General features: G+C 67.0%; 13 protein-coding genes and 1 pseudogene. 2 read left to right on the forward strand and 12 right to left on the reverse strand.

Annotated features, from left to right (window positions below):
* Positions 1–25: 25 nt before the first annotated feature.
* The 11 genes from C1877_RS14030 to C1877_RS14080 form a co-directional block, all read right to left on the reverse strand.
* Positions 26–2,212: a YhgE/Pip domain-containing protein gene (locus C1877_RS14030; protein WP_114569450.1), complete on the reverse strand. Its 2,187-nt coding sequence runs from the start codon at positions 2,210–2,212 to the stop codon at positions 26–28.
* Positions 2,209–4,800 carry a YhgE/Pip domain-containing protein gene (locus C1877_RS14035; protein WP_015540283.1) on the reverse strand — a complete coding sequence of 864 codons (2,592 nt, stop codon included), beginning with the start codon at positions 4,798–4,800 and terminating at the stop codon, positions 2,209–2,211. The genes C1877_RS14030 and C1877_RS14035 overlap by 4 nt, the downstream gene beginning before the upstream one ends.
* A gap of 168 nt (positions 4,801–4,968) precedes the next feature.
* Positions 4,969–8,040 carry a mechanosensitive ion channel domain-containing protein gene (locus C1877_RS14040; RefSeq protein ID WP_015540282.1) on the reverse strand — a complete coding sequence of 1,024 codons (3,072 nt, stop codon included), beginning with the start codon at positions 8,038–8,040 and terminating at the stop codon, positions 4,969–4,971.
* 14 nt (positions 8,041–8,054) lie between these two features.
* Entirely contained in the window at positions 8,055–8,891 is an 837-nt protein-coding gene (locus tag C1877_RS14045; protein WP_015540281.1) for a transporter substrate-binding domain-containing protein, read from the reverse strand.
* 308 nt (positions 8,892–9,199) lie between these two features.
* Positions 9,200–10,402: an NADP-dependent isocitrate dehydrogenase gene (locus tag C1877_RS14050; protein WP_015540280.1), complete on the reverse strand. Its 1,203-nt coding sequence runs from the start codon at positions 10,400–10,402 to the stop codon at positions 9,200–9,202.
* 143 nt (positions 10,403–10,545) lie between these two features.
* Positions 10,546–11,403: an ABC transporter ATP-binding protein gene (locus C1877_RS14055; protein WP_015540279.1), complete on the reverse strand. Its 858-nt coding sequence runs from the start codon at positions 11,401–11,403 to the stop codon at positions 10,546–10,548.
* 36 nt (positions 11,404–11,439) lie between these two features.
* Positions 11,440–12,213 (reverse strand): hypothetical protein, encoded by a 774-nt coding sequence (locus C1877_RS14060; RefSeq protein WP_015540278.1) that lies wholly within the window; start codon positions 12,211–12,213, stop codon positions 11,440–11,442.
* A complete protein-coding gene (locus C1877_RS14065; protein WP_015540277.1) occupies positions 12,210–12,884 on the reverse strand; it encodes a hypothetical protein in 675 nt (224 codons plus the stop codon). Before C1877_RS14065 ends, C1877_RS14060 begins: the two co-directional genes overlap by 4 nt.
* Positions 12,885–12,901: 17 nt before the next feature.
* Positions 12,902–13,705: a hypothetical protein gene (locus tag C1877_RS14070; protein WP_114569451.1), complete on the reverse strand. Its 804-nt coding sequence runs from the start codon at positions 13,703–13,705 to the stop codon at positions 12,902–12,904.
* Entirely contained in the window at positions 13,702–14,262 is a 561-nt protein-coding gene (locus C1877_RS14075) for an RNA polymerase sigma factor (protein ID WP_015540276.1), read from the reverse strand. The genes C1877_RS14070 and C1877_RS14075 overlap by 4 nt, the downstream gene beginning before the upstream one ends.
* Positions 14,263–14,488: 226 nt before the next feature.
* A complete protein-coding gene (locus tag C1877_RS14080; protein WP_015540275.1) occupies positions 14,489–17,104 on the reverse strand; it encodes a DEAD/DEAH box helicase in 2,616 nt (871 codons plus the stop codon).
* 601 nt (positions 17,105–17,705) lie between these two features.
* Between C1877_RS14080 and C1877_RS16050 the strand changes: the two are divergent.
* Together C1877_RS16050 and C1877_RS14090 are read left to right on the forward strand one after the other, a co-directional pair.
* A pseudogene (locus C1877_RS16050) lies at positions 17,706–17,762 on the forward strand (twin-arginine translocation signal domain-containing protein); the annotation flags it as partial.
* A 174-nt stretch (positions 17,763–17,936) separates the two neighbouring features.
* Entirely contained in the window at positions 17,937–21,872 is a 3,936-nt protein-coding gene (locus tag C1877_RS14090; protein WP_147274566.1) for a hypothetical protein, read from the forward strand.
* On the opposite strand, the gene C1877_RS14095 is transcribed toward C1877_RS14090, so the two are convergent.
* On the reverse strand, positions 21,869–22,675 hold the full coding sequence (locus C1877_RS14095) for a rhomboid family intramembrane serine protease (protein WP_114569453.1): 807 nt from the start codon (positions 22,673–22,675) through the stop codon (positions 21,869–21,871). The two genes, C1877_RS14090 and C1877_RS14095, sit on opposite strands and share 4 nt — an antisense overlap.
* Positions 22,676–22,790: the final 115 nt, after the last annotated feature.

The following is a 22,790-nucleotide window of genomic DNA, read 5'->3' on the forward strand; positions in this document are numbered from 1 at the left end:
CTCCGGTCGCTCAGGCCCGCGCGCTCTACCCCACCAGCTTCGAGGACTCCACCTGCTCCACGTACCAGCTCATGAACTTCGCCAGCGGCTTGCGCAGTACGAGGCCCACGATGGCCGCCGGAATCAGGAACAGCGCGAGCAGCCCCATCTCCCACCAGAAGTCGCCCCCATAGGTGCCGAACATGGCCGCGCGCATGGCGTTCACCACGTGCGTCGCGGGAAGCCAGGGGCTTAGCCCCTGGATGAACGGCGGCAGCAGCTGCAGCGGGAACGACCCGCCGCACCCCGTCACCTGTATGATGAGCAGCAGCACCGCCACGGCCTTGCCCAGGTTCGCGAACGCCGCCACCAGCGCGTAGATCAAAAACGTGAACACGAACCCGGCGAGCCAGAAGCACAGCATGAACAGCAGCGGATGCGTCACCTGCACCTGCAAGAACAGCAGGTTCCCCAGCCCCATGACCGTGGTCTGCGCCAGCGACAGGAAGGCCATCACGCCGAAGCGCCCGAAGAACAGCTGGCGCGGCTGCGGGTCCACCAACTGCGCACGCACCCGGCCGGGAACGGTCGGCTTCACCACCACCAGTATCAGCAACGATCCGATGAACAGTGCGAGCGTAGTATACAAAGGCGCCATGGCCGAGCCGAAGTTGTCCACCGGGAACACGGCCACGCGGTCGATGCCCACGGGCGCCGCGAGCGCCTTCGACAGCACCTGCGTGTCGGAGCCCAGCACCTCGCGCAGCAGGTCGGCATCTCCGGCAACGAGCGCCTGGTCGATGCCGTCGGCCAGGTCGCGCAGCGTGGCGGAGGCGCTGTGCAGCTCGCCCACGGTCGCGTCTATCTTCTCCGCCGCCCCGCCCAGCACCGCTGCCGCGGAACCAGCCGAATCCGACAGGCCGGACCCCGCGGCACGCAGCCCCTCCAAACCGGAACCCACGCTCGCAACCAGCGAGGACGCCTCGTCGGCCAGCTTCTGGAGCCCCGGTTTCAGGTTGGCGTCGAACTCGTCCCGCATCGTGGCCGCACTCTGCTGCGCCTCGTCGGCCAGCCGCTTGATCTCCGCACGCTCCGCCTGCACGTCGGCGCTGCCCGCCTCCAGCTTGTCGGCGGCGCTCCCCATGGTGTCGCGCATGTTCTCCAGCAGGCCGATGGTGGCGTTCATCCGCGCGATGGCGCTCTCGAGCGCCTGCGCGTACTCGGGCGGCACCTGCTCGCGCAGCGCCTCCAGCTGCGCGACGATGTCCCGGCACGCCGCAACCTGCCCGTCCAGGGCATCGGCCTGCCCGCGCAGCGCGGCCACGCTGTCCTGCGAGCCGGTGGCGGCGGCATCGAACAGCGCGTCCACGGATGCCGACACGGCGGCGAAGCCCTGCCCGCCGTCCGCGAGCGCCTGGGACAGCCCGTCAGCCGCCTGCCGCAGCGCGTCCACCAGGCTTGCGGCCGAGGCCGCGCCCTGCGACGCCGTGCTCCCCAGACCGTCCGCCTCGCGCTGCGCGGCCTGCACCAGCTGGGCGGACTCGCCCACGAGCGACTGGGCGGACCCCGCCAGCGAGGAGTACAGCGTGAGCACCGAGGCCATCCGATCCACCTGGTCGCCCATGGTGCGCACGTGCGCGGACAGGTCGGCGATGCGGCCGCTCGCGTCGGCCTCGTCCGCGTAGCGGGAAAGCGACTCGGCAATGCTTAGCGCCACCTCGGAGAGCGTCTCGGCGAACACTTCGTTCACCTGGTACGACACCGTGTCCGCACCCCTGTCGGTGATCTTGGGGGCAATGGCGCTCTTCTTCTCGTTCGCGTAGTACACGATCTTGGCGTGGTGCACGTCCTCCGAGTAGAACGTGAGCATGACGCGGCTGAAGTCGTGCGGGATGACCACGGCCGCGTAGTACCGCCCCGACTTCGCGCCGTCCACGGCGTCCTCCTCGGTGGTGAACGTCCAATCGATCTCGTCGTTGGCACGCAGCGCGGACACCACCTGCTCGCCGATGTTCACGCGCAGGGGCACGAGGTCGCTCTCGTACCCGTCGTCCACGTTCGCCACGGCCACGGTGAGGTTGCCCGTGTTGTCGAACACGTTCCAGCACGCGATGATGTTGTACCAGGCGAAGATGGACGGCATCACCACGAGCCCGACGGTGATGATGATGTTCATGGCGTTCGAGAACAGCCGCCTCATGTCGCCGCGGAACAGGTGCCAGACATTGCTCATCGCACGGCACCCCCTTCCGCCCCGTCGTCGCCGTCCGCGGCCGAGCGCTCCATCTCGTTGCGCGAGGCGCCCAACTCCAGCAGCCCCTCGTCGGTCATGCCGTCGAGCCTCATCTGCCGCTCGAAGCTGTCGCGCAGGCTCTCAACCACCACCAGGAACACGAACACGGCCACAAGCCACACGAGCCACGCCGTGAGCAGCCACACCTTCTCGGCGGGCGTGAGCGCGAACACCACCGCCAGCGCCACCGGCACCGCGAGGCCTAGGGCCACGGAGCCGCGGATGAGCCGCGGATACCAGCGCGTGAAGCGCTCGTAGCGCACGCGCAGCTCCTCGCGGTACTCGTCCCTGCCCGACAACGCGCGGAACAGCTGCGAGAAGCGGTACGGCCGCGCGGGGATCTCCACGTCCTCGCCGTTGAAGATGCCGCCCTGCCGTACCTGGCCGGCCACCATGCGGTTGACGTTCGCCATCAGGGGACGCAACAGGATGCCGAAAGCCATGAACAGCGCGAAGAAGAACACCAGCATGCCGATGGCGTCGCCGTAGTGCGAGCCGTAGAAGCCGCAGATGGCCTCGCGCATGGCGGAGATGCCGTACGTGAAGGGGAAGAACGGGTACACGGCCTGGAAGAAGCCCGAGGTCATCTCGATGGGATACAACCCCGTGGCGCCGGGTATCTGCGCGAACACGAGCACGATGCAGATGCCCTTGCCTATGTGCTGCAGCGTCACCGACAACGCGTAGATGATGCTCAGGTACGCAAGCGACGCCACCGCCGCCGCAAAGAACAGCGCCGGCGCGCTGGCGGCCTGCACGCCGATGACCAGCACGCCCGCGCAGCAGATCACCGCCTGCAGCACGGCCATCACGGCCAAGAGCGCGAAACGCCCCAGGTAGCGCTGCGTGACGGTGAGGTTGCGTATGCCCTCGCCGTCCACCTCCTGCTTCATGATCACCAGCAGCATGAACGCGCCGATCCAGAACGTCAGGTTCATGAACAGCGGGGCCATGGCCGAGCCGTAGGCGTTCAGCGGGTAGAGCTGCTCGGTTTCAAGCTCGGTGGGCGACCCCATGAAGTCGGCGATCTTGGACGCGTCGAGCCCGTCCTCGCCCACCAGCTTCGCCAGCACGCCGGACTGTCCGAGCGACAGCACGTCCGTGCGCACGGTGTCCAGGCCCTCCTCCAAGCTGGCCAGGATGCCATCGGTCTGCCCGAGCGCGTCCTTCGCGGTGCAGAGCGTGGACGCCAGCTGGTCCAGCACGAGCGAGGTCTGGTCCACCAGCACGCGCTGGTTCGAGACGGCGGTTGCCAGCGACGACGATGCCGCGCCCAGCTGCGCCAAGCTCCCGTTCACGGCGGGGATCGTGGTGCCGAACAGGTTGTCCGAATAGGCTTGGGCGCCTGCGACGGCCTGCTGGACGGCGGCGTTCAGGTCGTTGCCCGCCTGGGCCGTGGCCTGCGAGACGGTTTCCGTGTCCGCGCTGATGCGGGTGAGGTCCTCCAGCGTGGCTTGGGCATCCGCAGCCTGCTGTTCCAGCTGCGCGGCAGCTTGGGCAAGCGGCTGCTTGCCCGGGTTGTCCTCGGGAAGCCCGTCGGCAACGCTCTTCAAATACGCCGCCAGCGCCCGATCCTCGTCCACCACCGCCTGGGCCTGCGCGAGCGTCGCCCGCACGCTCCCCTGCGCCTCGCCGATCGTGCCCGCGATGTCCCCCACCGCCTGGTTCGCCTTCGACGAGGCCTGCGACACCGATGACAGGCCCGTGCCCACCGCCGGCATGGCCGCGGCGGAGAAGCTCGCCAGCCCGTCCTGCATCTGCGTCGTCAGGCCGGACACGGTCTGCAGCGCGTCGGATGCCGTTCCCAGGTCGGCGCGCACGCGGCAGAGCGCGTCCTTCGCTTCGCCCACCTTGCCCTGCGCCTCGTCGGTGGCCGACCCGATGCCTGCAAGCGTTTCGCGCGCCTCGCCCACCGTCTGCACGGCCTGGGCGATCTTTTCCACCGCCCGCGAGCGCGACGCGTCCAGCTTCTCGCGCGACTCGCCCAGCGCCTGGTCGATGGCATCGGCGGCCACGTCGCTCACGGTGGAGACGAACGTGGAGTTGATGGTCTCGTCGAGCGTGCTGGCGCCGGTGTCGGTGATCTTCGGGGCCACCGGGCCCGCCTTCTCGTTCACGTAATATTCCAGCTTGGGCTGCGTGAAATCGCCGGTGGTGAGCGAGAGCAGCTGCGAGGTGAAGCCCGACGGTATCACGAACGCGGCATAGCTCTTCCCCGCGTCAAGCTCCGCCATGGCGTCGTCGCGGTCGACGAACACCCAGTCGAGCTGCGTGTTCCCATGCAGCTCGTCCACTATCATGTCGCCCACGTGCAGCTCGCCGGTCAGGTCGCTCGAGCCGCCCTCGTCCTCGTTCACCACGCACACGCGCAGCGCGCCCGTGTTGTTGTAGGGGTCCCAGAAGCCCACGACGTTGTACCAGGTGTACACCGACGGCAGCACGAGCAGCGCCAGCACTACCACCAGCGCCGGTGGCGTTTTGAGCAAGCGCAGCACATCGCGCTTGAGCACCCGCAAAACGTTTCCCATAGCCGCTGCCGCACCCTTTCTCCGCCCGATAAAATACCGAACAATGATAGTCCTCTCGGCACGGAACGTCACGCAAGATTGACGAACACGTTACATTCGTCAACGCAAAGCCGTCGACGGCCCGAAGCACGATGCTCCGGGCCGTCGGCCCCCTCGCCAACGCGGGCGCTACCGCGTCTCGTCGTCCTCGTCGTTGCCCAGCTCCCGGGCGGCGGCCTTCTGCTGCGCGTTGAACTGGTCGGCGCTGCGCTGCTCGGCTGCGGTCGCCTTCTTGAACTCGGTGGGCTGGTTGATCACCACCTGCGGGAACGGGATGCTGATGTCGTACTTGTCGAAGATCAGCTTCATCTCGCGGTTCAGGTCGCGCTCCAGCTGCAGGCGGTCGCTCTCGGAGCACTGCACCACGATGCGGATGGTCACGCTGTTGTCGCCCAGCTCCACGACGCCCTTGTAGAACGGCCCGTCGATGATGGCGGGAAGGCGCTTGCGGATGTTCGGCAGCTCCTTGGACAGGATGTTCTCCACGCGCTCGAGCGACTCGCCGTACTCTATCCCGACGTCGCACGAGGCGTAGGACGTCTCCTTGGTCATGTTGATCACGTTGCTGATGTCGCTGTTGCGGATGACCTTGATGTTCTGGGAGCCATCCTCCACCTTGGTGGTGCGCACGCCGATCTCCACCACGGTGCCGCGCCAGTCGCCCACCTTGATGATGTCGCCCACGCGGAACTCGCCTTCGAAGATGATGAACAGGCCGGAGAGGATATCGCTCACCAGCTCCTTCGCGCCGAAGCTTATGGCGATGGACAGGATGCCGGCCGAGGCCAGAAGCGTGGTGGTGTCCACGCCCACCAGCATGAGGCAGTAGTACGCCATGCCGATGATGGTGGCGTACTTGATGAAGCTGCCCAGAAGGCGGCACACGGTCTCGCCGCGCGCGCCCAGCACGGTGGCCAGCAGGTTCAGCAGCTTCTGAACGAGCGCGACCACGGTCAGCGCCACGCACACGAACATGATGCACGCCGTGAGGGCGAACACGTTCACGCCGCGCTCCCAGTTGCCGCCCAGGATATAGGAGAAGATCGAGCCCTGGCCGAAGATGCTCTCCCGGAACACCACGGCCGCGAACACGGCGATCACGAACACGCCCACGAGCCAGCGCACCACCGTGGCCGTCTTCTGCTCGGCCGTCTTCTCGCCCCACTTGAACGAACGGGCGATCCAGCGGCTGGCGGCCGACTCGGTCTTGGCCACGCGTCCGCTCGGCATCTTCACGTCGATCATGCGCGCGTCGGCCTCGACCGGCGCCTTGGCCACAGTCACGCTGCCCCTCGGCTCGAAGGCCAGCAGCAGGAATATCACCACGAGGCATACGAGGGCCACGCCACCCGTGGCCACGGTGAGCGGCACGCGCTCGGCCATGAGCTCGCCCTCGGTGTCGGCGACGTACAGGAAGTAGTTCTCCGCCTCGGCCGATGAGACGTAGTACGTCGTCCCCTCCACGGTGAGGTAGTCGCAGTAGCCGCCCTTCAGCTGGTTCTCCGTCATGCCGTGCTCCAGCGCGTCCTTGCCGACAAGGCGCTGGTCGGGGAAGTACGCGAAGGTGCGGTCGTCCTTGCTCACGGCGAAGGCGAACCCTTCGGAGCCCACCTTCACGCCACCCAGCACGCTGTCCACGGTAACGGTCTCCAACAGATTCTCCAGGCGCGTCGTGCGAATGCCGATCTGCACGGCGCCGTTCACAGTGCCGGCCTCGTCGTGCAGAGGCACGCCGATGTACTGGCGCAGCTGCCCGGATATCTCGTCGGGCTGCGCTTCCTGCACCACCGAGTCCGCGCCCTGGAGCAGCTTGCGGAACTCGGAGGACTGGTCCTCGGGGTCCTCGCTCAAGGTGAAGTTCGCGTAGGAGGAGTTCGTCGCGGTCATCACGCCGTTCCCGTCGTACGTGAACACGTACTGGATCATGAGGACGTCGGCCAGCCTCTGCAGGTCGTCGCGGTTCGCAAGCGAGGGGTTCTGGTCCAGGATGTAGCCGGCCACGCGCACCTTGCCCAGATAGCGCTCGTCGTACTGGCTGACAAGCTCGTCCATGCGCGCTTGGGTGCGCTGGGTGGTCTCGACCACCTCGGCGGCGCGCTCGTTGTTGGCCACGGATTGGGACGATAGCGCGAACAGCGTCTGCATGTAGAACGATACGCCCAGAACAGCCAGAAAGCCCACGAACGAGAGCACCGCCGCCTTGCGCCCGACCACCTTGTTGTAGCGCAGCGGCCCGACGGCGCGGTAGTCCTCGGGGTCGCGCCCCTCGCGCTCGTCCTCGCGCATGACGAAGATGCCGTACATGATGACCACGGCCATGACCGCGAAGAAGATGAACAGGATCACTCCCACCGTGATGTTGCGGGTGGCGGCCATGTCGCTCTCAGGCACGGCGGCGATGTAGTAGGTGTCGCCGATCTTGCTCACCTGGCCGTACAGGCTCTCGCCGGCAAGCTCCATCCACGCGAGCGAACCGTCCTCGAGGTCGGCCACGTCGATGCCGCCGTCGATGGCGTCGGTGCCCACAAGATGGTCGTTCGGGTGGTACTCAACCAGGTAGTCCTGCGCCGACACCGCGAACACGTAGCCGTGCTGGCCGATGGCGATATCCTTGAGCACGCTCTTCGTCAAGCCCGTGTCCTCCACGAGCTGGCGCAGCTCCTCAGGGCCCTGCTCGACCACCACCATGGAACCGTCGTCGATGCGGGCAGCGTAGTAGCGCATGAGCCAGTTCTGTTCGGGCAGCTCCACCTCCACGGCCGCGGAGGGCTTGCCGTCATCGAACACGGTGCGCAGCTGGTTGAAGCGCGCATACGCGAAGTTCGCGGGGGTGTCCTGCGCCTTCGCGACGATGGAGCCGTCGCGCGACACCACCAGCACGTTGTCCACGCCCAAAAGGTCCTGGTACTCGACCATCTTCGCATCGGTCGCCGCGAAGCCGGCGTCGTTGTTCGCCATGAAGGCCACGCTCGCCGCCTTGGACTGGTATATCTCGTCGAAGGTGACGGTGTTCTGCTCCACGCCTTCGTCTGCCAACGTCAACAGGCCCTCCAGTGCGTCGGACTCCTGCTGCATCTCGCTCGCGTAGCCGTCCAGCGACAGCTCGGTCTGCATCATGGACAGCAGCACGCCCATGACCGCCATGCTCGCGGCTGCCACCAAAACGAGGACGGCGATCTTGACTTTGAGTTTTCTCGACATGCCCCAGCGCCTCCCTAGTTCCACTTGTCCGTGAGCGCCGCAACGGTGCCGTCGTCGAGCATGCCCTGGATGGCGTCGGATACCGGCTTGCTCAACGCCGAGCCCTTCTGCGTGGCAACGCCGTATTCCTGCGTGTCGATGACGTAGTCGAGCATGCTGCGGTCGGCGTTCAGGTAGGTATGCGCGATAGCGCCGTCCATGCAGGCCGCATCGATGGACCCTTCCTCGAGTGCCCGGCTGAGGTCCTGGTAGGATGCCATCTGCACAAGGCGGAAGTTATCGAAACGGGTCATCGAGTGGTCCTCGGTCTGCTCCAGCGCCTCGCCCGACGTGAAGCCGGACTCCGTCAGCTTGAGCGCCAGCTGCGGGGCGGTGTTCGTCCCCGCCATGGTGCCGAACGTGAGCCCCTTGAGGTCGTCGATGCTCGACACGAGCGAGCTCTTCTCCACCATCACGATGGAGGCGTCCGTGTAGTAGGACGGCGAGAAATCGAAGTTCTTCTCGCGCGACTCGGCAATGGAATAGCAGGCCACCATGCAGTCGACTTCGCCGTTCACCAGCATGTCCTTGCGGGTATCGGGCGTCACGGTCACGAACTCCACGGAGCCGTAGCCCATGCGCGCAGCCATCTCCTCGGCAATATCGATCTCCAAGCCGTAGTACTTGCCCGTTCCCTCGTTCAGGTAGCCGAAGCCCACCACGTCGCTGCGCACGCCCACGCGCAGCGCCTTGCCGCTCGCCGGGGAGCCCTTTGCATTCTCGCCGCTGCACCCCGCCAGCCCAGCAAGCGCGCAGGCCAGCGCCACGGCGACGAGCAGAAGCGCCGCGCCTCTCGTCCTCACCTTGCCCATGTACTTCCTCCCATCGGATAACCTCCGCCCGACCCCGCATGCCGTCTCGCATCTGCGGGCTCGCCCCGAAGCATGCGCCCGGCCGCGCAAAGGCGGCAAAGCGCATCAAAGCCGCGGCGGCGCGGCTCCAAGAAGGTAAGTATGCCAAACCGGAACTGGCGAACATGCGCGATTGCCGGTTCAAAATTTTTTTAAGGGGCTGGTCAGACAAGGGATGTGCTGCTTCTATGCCATCAACCTCGCACGCGGAAAACAGCGGCGCCCGGGACGGATCCCGGGCGCCGAGGAGCTTGGGGTGCGCGGTCGCGCTACGCCGCGAGGCGCTTCGCGATGGCGAGGATGAAGTCGCGGGTGGAGAGCTTCACCGGGTTCGGAAGCGTGGTGATGAGGGCCAGATCGCCCGTCATCTCGCCGGCCTCGATGGTGTCGAGCGTGGCGCGCTCCAGGCGGTCGGCGAACGCCACGAGGTCGTCCAGGCCGTCCAGCTCGCCGCGCTTGCGGAGCGCCCCCGACCACGCGAAGATGGTGGCCACCGAGTTCGTGGACGTCTCCTCGCCCTTGAGGTGCTTGTAGTAGTGGCGCTGCACGGTGCCGTGCGCGGCCTCGTACTCGTAGTAGCCCTGCGGGCTCACCAGCACCGACGTCATCATGGCGAGCGAGCCGAACGCGCTCGACACCATGTCGCTCATCACGTCGCCGTCGTAGTTCTTGCACGCCCAGATGAAGCCGCCGTCGGCCTTCATCACGCGCGCCACCGCGTCGTCGATGAGCGTGTAGAAGTACTCGATGCCCGCTTCCTCGAAGCGCGCGGCGTACTCGGCGTCGTAGATCTCCTGGAAGACGTCCTTGAAACGGTGGTCGTACTTCTTCGAGATGGTGTCCTTCGTGGCGAACCAGATGTCCTGGCGCACGTCGAGGGCGTACTCGAAGCAGCTGCGCGCGAAGCTCTCGATGGAAGCATCCAGGTTGTGCATGCCCTGCGCCACGCCCGGACCGTCGAACTCGTGCACCAGCTCGCGCGTCTCGGTGCCGTCGGCCGCGGTGTAGACAAGCTCCACCCTGCCGGGGCCGGGAACGCGCAGCTCCGTGTTCTTGTACACGTCGCCGTAGGCATGACGGGCGATGGTGATGGGCTTGACCCAGTTGCGCACGCACGGCTCGATGCCTGCCACGGTGATGGGCGTGCGGAAGACGGTGCCGTCGAGCAGGGCGCGGATGGTGCCGTTGGGGCTCTTCCACATGCTCTTCAGGTCGTACTCGTCCATGCGCGCGGCGTTCGGCGTGATGGTGGCGCACTTCACGGCCACGCCCAGGCGCTTGGTGGCCTCGGCGGAATCCACGGTCACCTGGTCGTCGGTGGCGTTGCGATGCTCGAGGCCCAGGTCGTAGTACTCGGTCTTGAGGTCGACGTGCGGGCAGATCAGCTCGTCCTTGATCATCTGCCAGATGATGCGCGTCATCTCGTCGCCGTCCATCTCCACCAGCGGCGTGGTCATCTGAATCTTCGCCATTGTCAGCCTTTCCCTCGTTGCGCGGCTCGCCCGCATCCCGTGTGTACCGCGCAATCATACCCCAGCCCAGGCCCACACAGGCGCATCGCGCGCAAAACCAACGACATCACCGGTTTTCGGAAACGAGCGCGAAACAAAGGGGCTCATCGGGCGGCGAGCGCCATGTAGCCGTCTTCGAGGGTGGGCTCGACGGACGCCGATCCTGCGGGCGGCGCGTCGCTGACGATGCGGTAGCGCGTGCCCTGGGCCGTGGTCGCCGCATTCACCACGACGGCTCCCGCCGGCGGAGCCATGAGCGGCGGCGTGAGCCAGGTGCGTCCGTGCGCGCCGTCGATGAGGCCTGCGGTGGCGCCGTCGTACTGCAATCGGCCCCCGCGCAGCACGCATACATAAGGGCAGGTCTGCGCCACGTCGTCGAGGATATGCGTGGACAGCACCACCGTGCGCTCGCCGCCGAGCGTAGCCAGGAGCGTGCGGAAGCGCATGCGCTCCTCGGGGTCGAGGCCGGCCGTGGGCTCGTCCACCACGAGCAGGCGCGGGTCGCCCATGAGCGCCTGGGCGATGCCCACACGCCTCCGCATGCCGCCCGAGAATCCGCCGATCCGCCGCCGGCGCACATCGGCAAGCCCCACGCGGTCGATGAGCTCATCGGCCTGGTGCCGCCGGGCGCGCCGGTCGTCCATGCCCTTGAGGACGCCCACGTAGTCGAGGAACTCGGGCGGCGTGAGGTTGGGATAGGGCTCGATGTCCTGCGGCAGGTAGCCCAGGGCCTTCTTGAGCGCGCGGCGGTTGCGCGGCTCGGACAGGTCGCGCCCGTCCACGAGCACGCGTCCCCGCGTGGGGCCCACGATGCCGCAGAGGATGCGCATGAGCGTGGTCTTGCCGGCGCCATTGGGACCGATGAGCCCGATCATGCCGGAAGGCAGGTCGAGCGTGAGGCCGTCGAGGGCGCAGGGCTTCTTCGGGAAGTCCTTGCCCAAGTGATCGAGGGAGATGAACATGGGAGTTTCCTTTCTGTGCACCCGTCGGCGACGGACTCAACGGCGCCGGTACGTGCGCTTGCGGGCAATGGCGCCGGCCGCCGCAAGCAGCGCCACGGCAGCAGCCAGCTTGAGCGCTAGCAGCGCGATGGCCTCGAGGGGCGTGGCGGCGGTTACCGCGGACTCGGGGGAATCGAGCAGCGGCGTGCTGCCGAAGAGCACCTGCGCCACGGGGTCGGCCGCGATATGGACCCGCAGGCCGCCCCCGGCGGTCGGGGTCGGCACGAACACGCCGAGGAAGAGCACCCCGAACCAGGCGACGATGGCGGCGATCCGCGCAAGGGCGCGCGGCAGGAGAGACCCGGCAAACGCCGAAAGCGCCGCCGCGACGAGCGCGGCAGGCAGCACCACGCCGGCGAGCAGGACGGCCGCCTGGAGCAACGCCCATACGTTGCCGTGCAGCATCTGGCCGCCCGCGCAGAACAGCAGCACCCCGACGGACGGCAAAGCCATTGCCGCGAGCGCACCCGCCACGCGCGCCGCCACCAACTCGAAAGGAGGCACGGGCGCGGACGCCTCGATCTCCGAAATACCGAGCCGCTCCGACTCGGAGGCCAGGTCGGTGAAGGCCGCCGCGTAGGCGACGGGAGGCATCAACGCGAGCATCTGGGCCGTCAGGGCAAGCGCCGCCGGGTTGTCCGTCTCGAAGGAGAGGCCCGGGTTCACCGTGATCGTGACCGACAGCAATGCGAGCCCGAGCGAGACGATCCACAGGGCCCGCTGCCGGGCGGCGAGGCGAAAATGGGTGCGTGCCAGCGCAAGGAACCTCATCGCGCACCTCCCAGCTTCCGCCACGCGTACTCGGGCGAGCCGAGCGCGCGCCAAACGCCAGCGCCCGCCGCGAGCAGCACGGCCAACGGCAGCCCGCGCTGAAGGGCGAGCATCGGCATGTTCGGATCCCAGACGAGCGCGAAGAACAGCCATATCGCCACCACCGCAAGCGAGGCGCTGCGCGAAGAACCCGCGACCGTCACGGCAACGTACGCCGCCAGCACCATGAGGGCCGCGCCGCCAACGGGCGTGAGAGCCCCCGCCCATCCGATGTCGCGGTACACGAGGCCCAGCACCTCGAGCGGCGCGAACATCAGAAGCGCGCCCGCCATGCCCGCCGCCAACAGCAGGCCCGCGCGCAGCGTCTGCACGCAGCGGAACTCCACCGGCAAGGCCGCCTGCACCTCCACGAGCGGGTCGCCCGCCAGCACCGCGACGGCGCACACGCCCACGGTCAGCGGATACGCCTGCGTGAACGCGATCATCGCCATCGTGGCCGGCTCAGCACCCGCCGCATACGCCCAGCAGGCACCGACGAGCGCGATAACCGCCCCGACCGCCAGCGGCACGACGATGCCCACGACGAGCACGCGCCGCAGCTGCGCACCTACAAGCGCGCGCCCGCCCGATCCTGCCAAGCGGCCGCCGCCGCTGCCATGCCCTGCATCCATGGGAAACCTCCTCGATCTCATGCTGCCTCCAGGTGCGCGATCAGCGCCTTACGGGCCGTGGCCACCGCAGCCGCGAGAAGCACGCACCCCGCTATCGCCGTCGCCTCGCACCCGACGACGCCCTGCAGCTGCGCGATTGCCGACAGCATGCCGCCATCGGCCGCCGCGCGGCCGGCCGGCACCACGAGCGGCACGAGGACCGCGCCAGCCACCGCGCCGGCCCACGACGCGTTCGCCCACACCGCGACGAGCGCCGAGGCGCCCGCGACGGCGGCGAGGGGCACAAGCCACGAGGACACGAGCATCCCGAGCTCCATCGGCGCGCCCCACCACGCGAACGCCGCCGAGGCGGCGAGCCCCGCAAGCGCGTCGACGCCCAGCACCGTCGCCAGCCGCGCGAGCAGCACCGTCTGCGGCCCGAGCGGCATGGCCAGCGCCAGCACATCGGCCTTATCGGACGAGAGCGCCGCACATACGGTGAGCGCCGCCCCCAGCAGCAGGAGCGCCGAGAACCACCAGGCGGCCCCCTCCGCGCCCCAGCCCGAAGCGACGAAGCACGCCGCCACCGTCGCCAGCGCGGCCATCGCAAGCGCCGCCGGCAGCACCGCCCGCGGCATGACGCGCACCTGGACGGCCGCCAAGCTCGCGGCCAGCCGCGCGCTCCGGCGCACCGACCAGGCAGGAGCTTCGAAAACCGACGGCTCGTCCTCGATGCGCGCCGCAATGCGCGCGAACGAGGGCACGCCGTTCGCGCAGTTCCGCTCCTGCCGCCTCATCGCCTCGCGCAACGCCGCACGCGGCTCCGTTCCGTCCGTGCTCATATCCGCCTCCCCAACGTCTTCTGCAACAGGGCCCGCGCGCGGGACACGCGCGACTTCACCGTGCCCACCGGCACGTCGGTCACTTGGGCGATCTCCGCATAGGGAAGCTCGTGCAACCAGGCAAGCCGCACCGTCTCGGCCAGCTCGCATGGCAGCGCGTCCAGCGTGGCCATGATCTCGTCCGCTCCCGCCTGCGCCGCAAGAACCTCGAGGGGGCCGTCCGCCCTGTCGGCCAGGCTGGCCGCCTCGTCGTCGAGCGGGTATTCGAGGGGCCGGACGCGGCGCATGCGCACGTAAGCCTGGCGCTTCACGATCCCCAGCAGCCACGTGAGCACGCGGCTGTCGCCGCGGAACGCGGGCGCGGCGCGCCAGCATCCCAACCATGCGTCGGCCGCCACCTCTTCGGCAGCCTCGCGGTCGGGCAGGCGCGCCGAGGCGAACGCAAGCACAGCCGGGGCGTAGAGCCGGTACAGCTCCTCGAGCGCACGCTCGTCGCCGCGCGCGATGCGCGCGAGCGCGGCACGCGCCTGCTGCTCGTCAACTTCGCCAGCGCCCATGCCACCGCCTTTCGCCTCTCGTCGCCTGCAACCCCTTAGTAGCGCCAAGGAAGCGCGTGGTTCACAGGTTCCTGATCTTTCGCGACTGCACCCCTGAAACCGCCCTCGAACACAGCAGGGCCCGGAGCGCGCGCTCCGGGCCCGTCAAACCTGCGCGCCGGAGCGGCCCGCACAGCTGCGGTCGCCCCGCGTCGGCGCGACCGCGCCGCAGCCTGCGCGTCGGCTCCTACTCCCCCAGCTCCTCCGCGAAGCCCACGCGGTAGTTCTTGAACACGGCCTCGCCTTCCTCCTGGGTGGCGTCCAGATCCACGTCGGCTGCGATGGCGAAGTCGTGGTCGCCTTCCGGGTCGCTGAATATCTGGCGCACGTGCCATACGCGCTCCGTCTTCTCGTCCGCCTCGTCGATCGCCAGGTAGGCCGCCGAGCGGGCGTCGGCATCGATGGCAATGGCCTCATGCACCTCGAAGTACGCGTCGAGCGCGCGCTGCCAGCGCGGCTCGCCGCAGCCCCACTCCTGGTCGAGCTTCCCCAGCTCCGCCGCGCGGCCCTGCGACGCCAGCCGCACGCGCTGGAAGAGCGCGTTGCGCACGAGCACGGTGAGGCCGCGACGGTCGCGCACTACGGCGCCGTCGGCCGAGGGCGGGGCGGCCTCGAACATCGAACCCGCGCTCTCCCACTCGTCCACCAGGCTCGAGTCCACCGAGCGCACCACGAAGCCGAGCCATGCGATGATATCCTCCAGCCGCTCGTCGCGCTTGTCGGCGGGAATCGTGCGGTCGAGCACGCGGTAGGCGTCGGCCAGGTAGCGCAGAAGCGTGCCCTCCGAGCGCGCGATGCCGTAGCGCTGCACGTAGCCCTTGAAGTCCGCCGCGCCCTCCAGCATGTCGCGCAGCACCGACTTCGGCGCCAGCGCGAAGTCGCGCGCCCACGGCACCTCGGCGCAGTAGCGTTCGAACGCCGCCTCCAGCAAGTCCTCCAGCGGCCGCGGGTACGTGACCTCGGCCAGACGCTCCAGGCGCTCCTCGTACTCCACCCCGTCGGCCTTCATGTCGGCCATGGCCTTGTCGCGCGCCGCGCGCTCCTGGGCGCGCAGTACCTGCCGCGGGTCCTCCAGCGTGGCTTCGGCCATGGATATGACGTCGAACGCGTAGGTCTCGCTCTCGGGGTCCAGAAGTTCCAACGCCGCCAAGAGGAACGGCGACAGCGGCTGGTCGAGCGCGAAGTCCTCCGGCAAGTCCACCGTGGTCACGTACTCCACGGCGCCGTCCTCGCCCTCCACCTGCTCGATCACGTCTGCGTTGGCCAGCGTGTTGAATATCTCGTCGGCGCGCACCGAGAGCGCCGCCTTCTCCTCGTCGGTCTGGGCCGAGTCGGCTATGAGCTTCCGCACGCGAGCGTACGCGTCGCCGCCCTGCACCACCTCGGACAGCACCATGGAGTGCGTGATCTTCATGCGCGGCTTCAGCGTCTCGGGCACGGCGGCTATCAGGCGCTCGAAGGTCTGCTTGTTCCACGTGACGAACCCCTCGGGCGGCTGCTTCTTCTTTATCTTGCGCAGCTTCTTCAGGTCGTCGCCTGCCTTCGCCACCAGCTTCGCGTTCTCTATGTCGTGCTCGGGCGCCTCGGCTATCACCATGCCCTCGGTGTCGAAACCGCTCCTCCCGGCACGCCCCACGATCTGGTGAAACTCGCGGGCGCGCAGCCGGCGCATCTTGTGGCCGTCGAACTTCGTGAGCGCCGTGAGCACCACGGTGTGGATGGGCACGTTGATGCCCACGCCCAGCGTGTCCGTGCCGCAGATAACCGGCAGGAGCCCCTGCTGGGCCAGCTTCTCCACCAGCAGGCGGTAGCGCGGGAGCATGCCCGCATGGTGCACGCCCACGCCGCTGGCCAGCAGGCGCTTGAGCGTCTTGCCGAACGCCGTGGTGAAACGCGTGCCGCGCACGGCCTCCTTCACCTGCTCGCGCTGCTCCTTCGTGGCCACGCCGTAGCTGGACAGCGCCTGCGCGGTGGCGAGCGCCGCGTCCTGCGAGAAGTGCACCAGGTACAGCGGCGCCTCGCCCTTGCGCAGCGCCAGCTCCACCGTGCCCTCGAGCGGCATCTCCACGTACTCGTATTCCAGCGGCACCGGACGCGGCGCATCGGCCACCACGTCCACGTCCGTGCCCGTGCGCTCCTTAAGGGACGCCGCGATGGCGCCCACGTCGCCCAGCGTGGCGCTCATGAGCAGGAACTGGGCCTTCGGCAGCGTGAGCAGCGGTACCTGCCACGCCCAACCGCGGTCGGCGTCGCCGTAGAAGTGGAACTCGTCCATGGCCACGCAGCCCACGTCGGCCCCCTCGCCCTCGCGCAGCGCCTGGTTGGCCAATATCTCCGCCGTGCAGCAGATCACGGGCGCCTCCGCGTTGATGTGCGCATCGCCGGTGATCATGCCCACGTTCTCGCGCCCGAGGATGTCCACCAAATCGAAGAACTTCTCGCTCACGAGCGCCTTGATGGGCGCCGTGTAGTACGCACGGCGGCCGGTGGCCAGCGCCATGAAGTGCATTCCCAGCGCCACGAGCGACTTGCCCGAGCCCGTGGGCGTGCCCAGTATCACGTGGTCGCCCACCATGAGGTCCATGAGGGCCTCCTCCTGGTGGGGCCAGAGCTCTATGCCGCGCACGGCCACCCATTCCAGGAACCGGTCGAGCGCCTCGTCGGGCGCAAGCCACGGCTCGGGCTCGGCCTCGTCCTCCTCCGGCTCCCACCACGTGGGCGCCAACCGCCCGAGCGACCCGTGCGAAAACGCGCCGTTGTCGGTCTGGTCGGGTTCGGACGATGCATCTGCTTGTTCAACCATGGGGAAAGGCCTCCGGGAGACTCGCGTAAAGTAAAGGATGTTGGGAACCTATTCTACCTGCTGCCACCCGCCCAGATGCCCGCGCGCGTAAAGTTTTCATTCCGCAGCCCACCCTCGGCGCAAATGAAACCGGCGGCTTCGAAACCATAAAAACTGAAATGGTTATACGTTGCTTAATAATCTGAAAGTCAAGGGCTCATCGTACGAACGGCCGCAGATTATTGTGCACAAAAATGTCTATTGAACTGGTATTTTGTTCATAAGCAAGTATCTGCTCCGAACTTTTTTCGAACGCAGGATCGCGCCGCCTCCGCTTGCGCGGAATGCGCTCGCCCCCCGCGCCGCCAAACGGCAATCCGCACGTTTTGCGCGTGCTACAATCCGCCCAAAGATGTCGATGGCTCGCCCCTTAGGAGGTCAGGTCATGAACGGCAAGACCATTCGGTAACGCTTGCGAGCCTGCCAGCACCCCCCTCGCCTGCCCAAGCCCCAAAAGTAAGAAGGCCCCCATGAATCCCTTGAACAAGCCCAACGTCCATCCTCCTCTTTCAAGGTCAACGCCCACGGAGACCTTGCAGCCGCGTCCGCCGAAACCCCGCTCACCCGCCGCACGTTCCTGAAGCTCTCCGCCCTCACGGCAGCCGCACTGGGCACCGCCGGCCTGCACGAGATAGAGGGCGGCATCGCGCTTGCCTACGCAGACGAAGGCGCAGCGGAAGCGGCAACGCCCTTCGTCGTGGACGTGCTCTCGCGCAAAAGCGTCGGGTTTCTGGTAAGCGATCTAACCGGAAACGCGATCGATGCAAACGGCGGGTTCGCCCAAGCCGCTGCCGTGTCCGGAGCGAAGGTGGTGCTCACCTCGCTGTACACGAACACGTCCGTCGAGGCCGTCAGCGACGAACGCGGCAAGGCCATCTTCGCCGATATCTCCGCGTTAGCGATCGCCAACAACGACGACAAGCCGCCTACCTACCATTTCTGGGGCAGCATCGAAGTCACCAAGGACGGCTACCGCACGTTCAAGACGGGCCGCATCCTCGTAAAAGGCGCGCGCTTCTTCGTTGCAGCAACGCAGCCCCACGACGGGAAGTCCTCGTATCTGCGCGCCTGCACGTACGAAGGCTTCGACATGCAGTACTTCCCCTGCACCATGCCCAGCACCCGCGCCATCCCCGACAAGCACACCGTGCGCTGCGAGGTGGTGGCGCCCAACGCCAAGCAGGTCAAGGTGGAACTGTTCAACAAGGGCTGGTTCATGGAAGGCGTCACGGGAAAGGCCAGCGTCAAAGACGGCGTGGCCGTTGTCGACATACCCTACGCCTACTGCGCGGACACCGACATGGCGGGCTACGCCACGTACCTGACCGTCTACCTGGACGGCAGGAAATCCTACCGAGTGAACACGCGACTGGCGTTCAAGACCGCGCCCATCGACAAGCCCACCGAGGGAAAAGCGGGCGTGGTGCCGGGAGAAAACGGCGCGAGCAAAAACGGCAGCGATGCAGGCGACGGCACCGATCCGGGCGAGAACGTCCTGGGCGGGCCCCTCACGCTCACCTTGCCCAACAGCATACCTTTGGTCGGCGGTCTTGAATTCGATCCCGGCGTCGGCAGTCTACCCATCTCCTACCATTTCGACCTCTGGGGCATGTCGTGGTTCGGCTTGAACGTGGCGGTTGCCTACGAGACGGTCAACGGCGAGAAGGTCGAAGGCACCTGGAAAACCTACAACAACGAGACCATGGCCGAGCATCGCGCCAACATGCAGAGCGATTTCGACGCCGCCGTAAAACGCTACGACGCCTGCAAGCGGCACAAGAAAGACAAGAACTCATGGCTGGGAACCAGCGACAAGCTCAAAACGGCAAGCATCGGAATGTCGTTTCAAGCGCTTGCCGTCGGCGGATACGACTGGAAGACCAACGACAAGTCCTGGGAAATGGGACCGCAGTTCACCGTGTCCTTCTGGTTTTCCAAAGAGGTGACAAAGCAGCTGATGCTGGGGCCGGCTCCGGTGTTCATCGGTTTCGGGATAGGCATCAACGCCAACGCCCAGCTCGCCTTCCTCACGCGCATGAAAGGGCTGGACTTCTCCACGATGACCTGGTCGGGCAAGTCGAGCGAACCGCTCACCGTCAACGTGGACATCGGCATGAGCGTAACCGCCGGCATCGGCGTGAAGGACATCGTCTCGGTCGGCGCGACCGGTCGTGCCGGTGTGGACACCACGTTCACCGTCCACACCCTGGACAAACCGCAGCCGCACATCGTGCTCACCGCCTACGCTGCCGTGACGGTGACCGGCCAGTTCCTGTTCTACAAGGTCACGCACACCGTCTACGACAACCGCTGGGACGACCCGCCCATTCTGGACAACTGGAAAGGCAAGCTGGAACCGGGCGATTTCGACGCAGCGGCGGCGCCGGCGGGCCTTGAGCCCGCAACGCTGGGGTACGGCCTGCCCGAAGCAAACAGCAGCTGGAACATCGTCACCGAAGGCGAGCTGGCCAAGACGGCGGAATTCAACGGCGCAACCACCGCGCAAGGCTCGGCGGAGTTCTCCTACGATGCCGAATCCTGGACCGGCGCAAGCGTCGACGGGTTCGGGATCAGCGGCATGAGCGAGCTGGGAGCAGAACCGCTTGTGGAGCAGCTGGTGTTCAAAAACGTACTGTCCGACCCGCGCGTGAAGATCATCCCGTGCTGGAAAACGCAGCTCATGCTGCGCCTGGCGTCCGTCAAGCTGGACGGCGGCGCCGTCCGCACGCGCGTGACCGTCTCCCACTTGGACGGCACCGTGTGGAGCAAGCCGGAGGTGCTTGATTTCCAGATCGTCATCGGCTACGACACGCCCTCCGGCCAAGGCGACCAGCCAGCCGCCAGCGCCTTCATCGGGGGCGCCGACGATGCGCTCAGCGAAGACGCCCGCGCGTTTAAGCAGGGAGTCGAAGAAGCCGGATTGGCACTGGTCGACGAAGGCTTCAGCGACGTGAGCGACAACCCCCCGGCGCGCAAAGACCTGTTCGACGTGGACTTCGATATCGTGCCGTTCAGCGACGGGTTTGCGCTCGTCGTGATATCGTCGCTGCGCCCCAACGGAGACAACACGCCCATCGCCGATGCCGGCCTCACCAACATGGTGACGATCGTGGACTACACCCTGCAGCAAAGCGGAGGGAAGTACCTCTACCACCGCAATACGCAGCGCTCCTTCCTACCCAAGCCCATCGAAGGGCACGCGCCGTGCTTGACCAAGCCGCAGATAAGCGCAGGCGATAAAAAGGGCATGGCCACCTTCGAAGCCCGCTGCGGGTCGGGAAGCAACCCCACCGTGTTCTCCAACGAACGCTACATCGGCGCCATCCTGTTCGAGAAGAAAGCCGGGCTCGAACTCGAGCGCGCGCTGATCAAGCGCAAGGACGGCACGCCTTGGAGCACCATATCCACGCCAACCCACCTGGAATCGCACTCCTTCAGCGTCCCCTACGCCGGCCAGTTCAAAAGCGAAGGGCGCTACCGCCTGGAAGCAGCGGCAAGCTTGCGGTACGCCTCGACGGTGGTCGACATCGCGCAGGATCATGAAGTGGACATCACCTGGCTGGATTTCTCTACGTTCATGTACACCGACGCCGGAAAACTGCGCCTGGCAACGTTTGGCAACGACGGCAAGCTCTCGGTCCAAGACGTGTCCATCGAGCGCTTCGACCATGAATCGTTCGGTGCCTCAGCCGACGGCAAGCACCTGTTCTGGACGCAGGTGGAAGAAGGCGAGGGCCGCCCGAAGTACGACGCGCAAGGCACCGTCCAGCCGCGTTCGGGCGATCCGGTCAAAACGTTCCAGATCATGGCGGCAAAGCGCTATGGCAACGTGTTCACGCCGCCCTTCCCGCTGGCAAAGCTCAAGAACCGCGCCGACGGCATCGTGGGCACAAGCGGCACCAAGGGGTCGCTCGCATTTCTGTACACGAACTTCCGCGACGTGGCGAACAGCACGAGCGACTTGTGGTTCACGAGCATTCCCTGGGTGCAGAGCGTGCAGCTGGCAGGTTGCGCCTGCGACAACCCCTTCGTAGCCGCCGGCGAGCCCGCTCCGCTTTCCGTGCGCGTGATCAACACCGGATCAACGTGCGTGGACGGCGTGACCGTAAGCATCTACGACAACGCCGAAAAGTCCGGAAGCCCCGTCGACACCGTGACCATCGACTTCACGCGCGACACCATGCAGACCATCATCAACATGATGGAAACGGGCTTCGAAAGCGACGGCGCGCCAACGTACGCCGACGAGGAAGGCTTCGTCACGGGCGACGCGTTCAACGTGAACGGCGTGCTGCTGCCCGGCCAGGATCGCGTGTATTCCGCCAGCATGAACGTTCCCGCGGACTGGAAGACCGAGCAGCGCACGCTGCATGCCTTCCTGGAGTCCGCGCGCACCACCGTCGAAGGACCGTTCGCAGAAGTCGTTCCTGAAGGCGTCGAGATCATAGACCACCTCGACAACGCTGCGGCGGCGGCATTCGCCTTCGACCCCACGGCCACGCTGGACTTCTTCGGCCCGAACAACTACGAGATACTGGGAGACGACCCCGTCGACCCCGTGAAGCCGGACGATCCCGCAAAGCCCAAGCCGCTTACCAAAACGGGCGACCCCTTGGGGCTGGGCGTGCTCGGCGTTGCCGGGCTAGCCGCAGCCGCCGGCTTGGGCGCCTACAGCGCCCGCCGCGCCGCGAACGAGGACGCGCGCAAGGGCAAGAGAGGGGAAGACTAGGCGCCGAGCACCCACGGCGACGCGACCACCCACGCCATCGCCGCGACCCAGAGCACCGCCACCACCACCCGAGCGGGCAGGGGCACACGCAGGTTCTTCGCTGGAATCATGAACATGGCAATGAGCCCGCCCAGCGCCCCGCCCAAATGCCCGCTCACGGAGATGCCCGGCACCAGGAACGTGTACACCACGTTGATGCCGATGATGGTGAGCATGCTCTTGCTGTACTGGGCGAACACATGCCGGTTGCCCTTGTGCAGCACGCCGAGCAGCGCCACGGCCACGAACAGCGCGAACACGCTCGTCGATGCGCCCGCGCTCACGGTGGGCATCCCGCCTGCCAGCACGTCGGCCATATACGACACGGCGTTGCCCGTAATGCCGCCCACGAAGTAGAGCGCGAGGAAGTTGCCGCGCCCCAGCACCCGCTCCAGCACCTCGCCCACGCTGAACAGCGCCACCATGTTGAAGCCCAGGTGCATGAGGTCCATGTGCAGGAACATGGGCGTGACGAACCGGAACAGCTCGCCCGCCTGAACGAGCGGCGCGTACATGGCGCCCATGTCCACGAGCACGCGCGTGGGGATGTCGAGCGAGACCCCCATGCGCGCCCCGGCCAGCAGCGATATGGCCGCCTCGGCCGCGAACACGATCACATTGAGCGCAATGAGCACGATTGTCACCAGGCGGAACCGGTTGCGCTCGAAGAACCCGGGCGTTTTCGCGTTCATCATGCGCTTCAACTGCTCGTCATCGATGACGGGGCGCTCAGGCGCGTCGGGGTCGTTCACCTTGTACGGCACGGAGGACTCCTTGCTGATTCGTTCTGCCGAAAGTCCGAACCAGCATACCATCACCGTCCGTGTGAAGGGAGGCCCGCGGGCCTCCCTTCACGTACTCGCCAGCACCCGGGGCGCG

The organism is Gordonibacter pamelaeae (assembly GCF_003340385.1).
Classification (GTDB): domain Bacteria; phylum Actinomycetota; class Coriobacteriia; order Coriobacteriales; family Eggerthellaceae; genus Gordonibacter; species Gordonibacter pamelaeae.

Coding starts and splice junctions, on each gene's coding strand:
- C1877_RS14030 (WP_114569450.1), bottom strand. CDS start 2,212: ATGAGCAATGTCTGGCACCTGTTCCGCGGCGACATGAGGCGGCTGTTC.
- C1877_RS14035 (WP_015540283.1), bottom strand. CDS start 4,800: ATGGGAAACGTTTTGCGGGTGCTCAAGCGCGATGTGCTGCGCTTGCTC.
- C1877_RS14040 (WP_015540282.1), bottom strand. CDS start 8,040: ATGTCGAGAAAACTCAAAGTCAAGATCGCCGTCCTCGTTTTGGTGGCA.
- C1877_RS14045 (WP_015540281.1), bottom strand. CDS start 8,891: ATGGGCAAGGTGAGGACGAGAGGCGCGGCGCTTCTGCTCGTCGCCGTG.
- C1877_RS14050 (WP_015540280.1), bottom strand. CDS start 10,402: ATGGCGAAGATTCAGATGACCACGCCGCTGGTGGAGATGGACGGCGAC.
- C1877_RS14055 (WP_015540279.1), bottom strand. CDS start 11,403: ATGTTCATCTCCCTCGATCACTTGGGCAAGGACTTCCCGAAGAAGCCC.
- C1877_RS14060 (WP_015540278.1), bottom strand. CDS start 12,213: ATGAGGTTCCTTGCGCTGGCACGCACCCATTTTCGCCTCGCCGCCCGG.
- C1877_RS14065 (WP_015540277.1), bottom strand. CDS start 12,884: ATGGATGCAGGGCATGGCAGCGGCGGCGGCCGCTTGGCAGGATCGGGC.
- C1877_RS14070 (WP_114569451.1), bottom strand. CDS start 13,705: ATGAGCACGGACGGAACGGAGCCGCGTGCGGCGTTGCGCGAGGCGATG.
- C1877_RS14075 (WP_015540276.1), bottom strand. CDS start 14,262: ATGGGCGCTGGCGAAGTTGACGAGCAGCAGGCGCGTGCCGCGCTCGCG.
- C1877_RS14080 (WP_015540275.1), bottom strand. CDS start 17,104: ATGGTTGAACAAGCAGATGCATCGTCCGAACCCGACCAGACCGACAAC.